At 58.1% G+C, this 4,473-nt stretch carries 5 protein-coding genes; all 5 read right to left on the reverse strand.

Annotation, left to right across the window (positions count from 1 at the left end; all coding sequences use genetic code 11):
- Positions 1-37 precede the first annotated feature (37 nt).
- Positions 38-904 carry an NAD(P)-dependent oxidoreductase gene (locus WMO24_RS05285; RefSeq protein WP_349215279.1) on the reverse strand — a complete coding sequence of 289 codons (867 nt, stop codon included), beginning with the start codon at positions 902-904 and terminating at the stop codon, positions 38-40.
- A gap of 20 nt (positions 905-924) precedes the next feature.
- A complete protein-coding gene (locus WMO24_RS05290; RefSeq protein ID WP_349215280.1) occupies positions 925-1,257 on the reverse strand; it encodes an SHOCT domain-containing protein in 333 nt (110 codons plus the stop codon).
- A gap of 52 nt (positions 1,258-1,309) precedes the next feature.
- Complete coding sequence (locus WMO24_RS05295; protein WP_349215281.1) at positions 1,310-2,260, reverse strand: helix-turn-helix transcriptional regulator; 951 nt, start codon at positions 2,258-2,260, stop codon at positions 1,310-1,312.
- 101 nt (positions 2,261-2,361) lie between these two features.
- Positions 2,362-3,147, reverse strand: a complete 786-nt coding sequence (locus WMO24_RS05300) for a putative ABC transporter permease (protein ID WP_349215282.1) — start codon at positions 3,145-3,147, stop codon at positions 2,362-2,364.
- Between the two features lie 35 nt (positions 3,148-3,182).
- A complete protein-coding gene (locus WMO24_RS05305) occupies positions 3,183-4,337 on the reverse strand; it encodes an amidohydrolase (protein WP_349215283.1) in 1,155 nt (384 codons plus the stop codon).
- Between the last annotated feature and the right edge of the window lie 136 nt (positions 4,338-4,473).

A 4,473-nucleotide genomic window follows, 5' to 3' on the forward strand; every position in this document is an offset into this window, starting at 1 on the left:
GCCGTGCGTCAAGCACGGCCCCGGCCTTTGGGTTTTATCACTTTTTTTCATAATAGTGGATCAGCGTCTGCGTTCCGTCGTCACCCAGGCCGTCCGCTTCCAGTTGTGCGTACATGTCCCGCACGGTCTGCAGAACCGGAAGGCTCAGTGCGCGTTCCCCGGCTTCTTCCAGCGCGATATTGCAATCTTTTACATAATGCTTCACATAAAAGCCCGGAGCAAAATCCCCTTTCAGCATCCGGGGTGCGGTATTGCTCATCTGCCAGGAGCCCGCCGCACCCTGACTGATGCTGTTCAGCATGGTCTGGACATCCAGCCCGGCCGCTTTGGCGTAGCTGATGGCTTCGCACACGCCGGCAATGGCCCCGCCCAGCGCGATCTGGTTGGCAGCTTTGGTGTGCTGGCCGCTTCCGGCCGGTCCCTCGTACACAATGGTTTTGCCCATGGCCTCAAACAGGGGCATGCAGGCCTCGCAGTCGGCTTTGTCGCCGCCCATCATGATGGACAATGTGGCATTCCGGGCGCCGGCATCACCGCCGGAAACAGGCGCGTCTACCGCCCGCAGTCCTTTTTGGATTGCTGCGGTGTGAATCTCTACGGACAGACGGGGGCTGGTGGTGGTCATATCGATCAGCAGGGTGCCTTTGTCCGCGTTGTCCAGAATTCCGCCCTCACTAAAGTATACTTCCCGCACATCCTGGGGAAAGCCCACCATGGTGATCACTGCGTCCCGGCCGCGGGCGCAGTCCGCCAGCGTATCGCACCAATGAGCGCCCTTGTCCAGGGTGGCCTGAGCCTTTTCAGGGTGACGCGCCCAAACGAATACCTCGAAGCCTGCCTTCAGCAGGTTCTGCGCCATGGCGGTTCCCATGACACCCAATCCAATAAATCCGACTTTTTTCACAAAAAATGCCTCCCTTTGGATCAGAGCTGATCCAGCAGCTCTTTTCGCTTTTCTTCGTACTCGGCCTGTGTGATGAGGCCCTGCTCGTACAATGCGCGCACTTGCTCCAGACGCTGCTCCACTGAGCGGTCCGCATCATCCACGATCAGCTCGTGGGTGGAGATCCCTTTTTTGGAGAACAGATTGATTCCGTGCATCACGCAGATTGCAATGGCAACGCCCGTCCACAGCAGCCCGAAAAGCCCGGCGGAAGGAATGACAACCGTCACCCCAATGACCACAAACGCAAGGCCGACAACAAATCCCAACGCGGATGGGCCCTTTCCCGGTTTGACAGAAACACGGCGGCGCATGAACATCCCTCCTTCGGCTATCAGTATACCGCATTTTTATTCAAAAGAAAAGTCACAGCAGCACCCAAGTCATCCAGAGGAACAGAAGAATATACGCAGCCAGACTGAGGCGGGAAGTGCGTGTCAGGGGGCAGGATTCCACCCCCTGATTCACGGCGCTGCGGGCAGCCCGGTTCTGGCTGAACAGAAGCAGTCCGCCGCAGATTTGCTGGCCAAAGAGGGAGAGAAGAAACGGCCCGATGGGAAGTGTTTGCGGGTCGGTGACAAAGCAAAGCGCCACACCCCATTCAACGCCGGTCAGAAGCATCAGAACCCCCAGCAGGGTGCTCCATTTTGTCATCCGGGCCAAACTTCGGTCCCGGGAGCCGGGCAGATGCACCTGCTCGCTGTATTTATTCTCAATCACCAGAGCCGTGACGCACAGATTGGTCATATAAACCAGAATCAGCCAGGGAAGGGCAGGCGGAAGAACAAACAGCAGGCCACCCAGAATGGCTGCCAGCAGGCCGTTGGCGGCCCAGCTGACGTGCAGCAGGGCCACCATGTGTCGCAGTGCCGGAAAATCGTAAGCGGCGTTTGCATCGTAACCTGCCAGCAGCGTATAATCCCGGTGCCGAAGCATGTAGGAAAAAATGGGATAGAACGTCACCTGGCAGAGAAACAACAGGCCGGCGTAGAGGCCGGGCGTAAGCGAACGCAAAACGCATGCCAGAATACCTTGCAATAGACAGAGCACCGTCATGCTCCAGAAGCAAACCGAGGCAGAGCGTATCAGCGCAGCGCTTCCGCCCTCGGGAGCAGAACTGCCCAGCAGCAGTTCCTCTGGTGACAGGTCCAGCGCCCGGCACACCTTTCGCAGTGTTTCCAGGTCGGGTTCCGTCCGCCCTTTTTCCCAGCTGCTCACGGTTTGGCGCGTCACATACAGCTGCGCGGCCAGCTGTTCCTGCGTGAGACTTTTATTCTGGCGGGCGGTGCGCAGAATTTCTGCAAGCGGTTTTGACATGGGTGAATCCTTCCTTTCTGCCCACATCCTAGCACAGACGGCTCAAAATGAAAAGAAAAGAGCGCGCAACGGTTTGTTGCACGCTCTTTTTAACAGAAACTTCAGTCCGTTCGCACCATGCTGGGATAAATTTTGGCAAGGCGCTCGTCGGGATACTGTTTGTCCATGAGCTGCTGCCAGCCGCTGGTGGCGGGGATCCCATCGTAACGCTGCGCCTGGCGCAGGACTGCCGCGCCGCTGACCAGCGAATTGGCCAGCATGAATACGATCAGAATCCAGGTCAGCGTCAGACCGTAAACCTTGGAGACGTTCCGTTCGATGAACCCGTTCAGCCGCGGATAAATCTCCTTGATCCACACCAGAGCCAGCGCGCCCCAGAACAGGCAGTACAGGAGGTTGATGCGGCCGTTCAGGTTGAAGGGATAGCCGGAGTAGTCCCAGCTGACCGTGCCCAGAATCGTCTCCTGCAGCCAGCTGCAGAAATATTCGAAGGCGCCGCCCAGAACCGAACCTCCCACGAAAATCCAGCGGTCGCTTTTTCCGATAAAGGGGCGCAGACAAATGGTCAGCAAAACGGCTCCGATGCCGTAAATTAAATTGAAGGGGCCCCATACCAGGCCGGTGCGCTGGGTCAAATGTCCCGAGACGACCCAGCAGAAAACCGTCTCGATCACAACGCCGAGGAAGCAGCACAGAAAAAACATCCAGAATAGTTTGTAGAAATTCAGTCCGTGGGCAAAATGGCCGGGAACACCCGCGAGGTCCCGGGCAATCTGGGCATCGTGACGAGCTTCCCGCTGCAGAGCACGCTCTTCCTGGTGGTCCAGCCGCTCCAGCTTTTGCTGAAGGCGTTTTCGTTTGGCGTCATAACGCTGTTGTGTTGTCATGAATGTACTCCTTTATCCGTGAAACAGGTGCACTGTTACAGTGCAGAATAAACCACCTGTCCGTTTACAATGGTCATTGCGGCCTCGCCTCCCACCGTGCGCAGCGGGTCGGCAGTCCAGATGACCACATCGCCGTCCTTGCCGGGCTCCAGACTGCCCACCCGGTCGCCCACACCCAGCTGCGTGGCCGGTGTGATGGTGATGGCGCGCCAGGCTTCGTCTTCTTCCAGCCCGGCGTTGACGGCCAGACCGGCGCACAGAGGCAGATGCTGCAGGGGAATGACAGGCGCGTCGGTAATAATGCTGACGCTGACGCCCGCAGCGTGCAGGTCAGCCGGTGTGCGGAAGCTCTTGTTCAGCAATTCGATCTTGCTCTTTCCGCCCAGAGAGGGGCCCACAAAAGCGGGGAGCCCTTCTTTGGCCAGTTCGTCCGCAATGAGAGAGCCATCCGTGCAGTGATCCAGCGTGATTTTTACATGGAACTCCCGGGCGATGCGTACCGCCGTCAGAATATCGTCGGCGCGGTGGGCGTGTGCTTTTAAAGGAATTTCACCGTTGATCACAGGGATCATGGCTTCCAGTTTCATGTCAAAGGCGGGGTCTTTCCCGGCGGCTTTGTCGTCCCGGTAGCGGCGGGTCTTGAACAAAAGCTCCCGCAAAAGCGCGGCGGTGGCCATGCGCGTCATGGGGCTCTTTTTCATATTGGAGCCGTAACAACGCTTGGGATTTTCGCCGAACGCGCATTTCATGGCGGCCGGGTCCTTCAAGATCATGTTGTCCACACGTTTGCCGGCCAGCTTCAGAACCACAAAAGTGCCGCCCACCACGTTGGCGCTTCCCGGACCGGTGCACGCACAGGTCACGCCACCGCGCAGCGCAAGACCGAACGCCTCGTCCTGGGGATTGATGGAGTCAATGGCGCGCAGCTGCGGGGTAATGGGGTCCACAATTTCGTTGTAGTCGTGGCCTTCCCAGCCCATGCCCTCATTGTCCAGACCGATGTGGCAGTGCGCTTCCACACATCCGGGCGTGACCAGACGGCCGCCTGCGTCAATCACCTGCGCGCCGGCGGGAGCCTCCAGCTCCGGCCCGACAGCGGCGATGATCCCGTTGTCATCGATCAGTACGCAGCCCCGCTCCAAATCGGGGCCGGCCATGGACTTGATGTGTCCGTTTTGAATGAGTAACATCGCATTTCCTCCTGACATACAGATATAAAAAAATCAGGTACCCGAACGGGTACCTGACCTGGTGCGGATGAAGGGACTTGAACCCATATGAAGTTGCCCTCACTAGAACCTGAATCTAGCGCGTCTGCCAATTCCG

The sequence above is a fragment of the Ruthenibacterium intestinale genome (assembly GCF_040096265.1).
GTDB classification, from domain to species: Bacteria; Bacillota; Clostridia; order Oscillospirales; family Ruminococcaceae; genus Ruthenibacterium; species Ruthenibacterium komagatae.

Excerpts from the sequence above, each read along its gene's own strand:
- WMO24_RS05295 (WP_349215281.1), bottom strand. The coding sequence starts at position 2,260 with ATGTCAAAACCGCTTGCAGAAATTCTGCGCACCGCCCGCCAGAATAAA.
- WMO24_RS05300 (WP_349215282.1), bottom strand. The coding sequence starts at position 3,147 with ATGACAACACAACAGCGTTATGACGCCAAACGAAAACGCCTTCAGCAA.
- WMO24_RS05305 (WP_349215283.1), bottom strand. The coding sequence starts at position 4,337 with ATGTTACTCATTCAAAACGGACACATCAAGTCCATGGCCGGCCCCGAT.
- WMO24_RS05290 (WP_349215280.1), bottom strand. The coding sequence starts at position 1,257 with ATGCGCCGCCGTGTTTCTGTCAAACCGGGAAAGGGCCCATCCGCGTTG.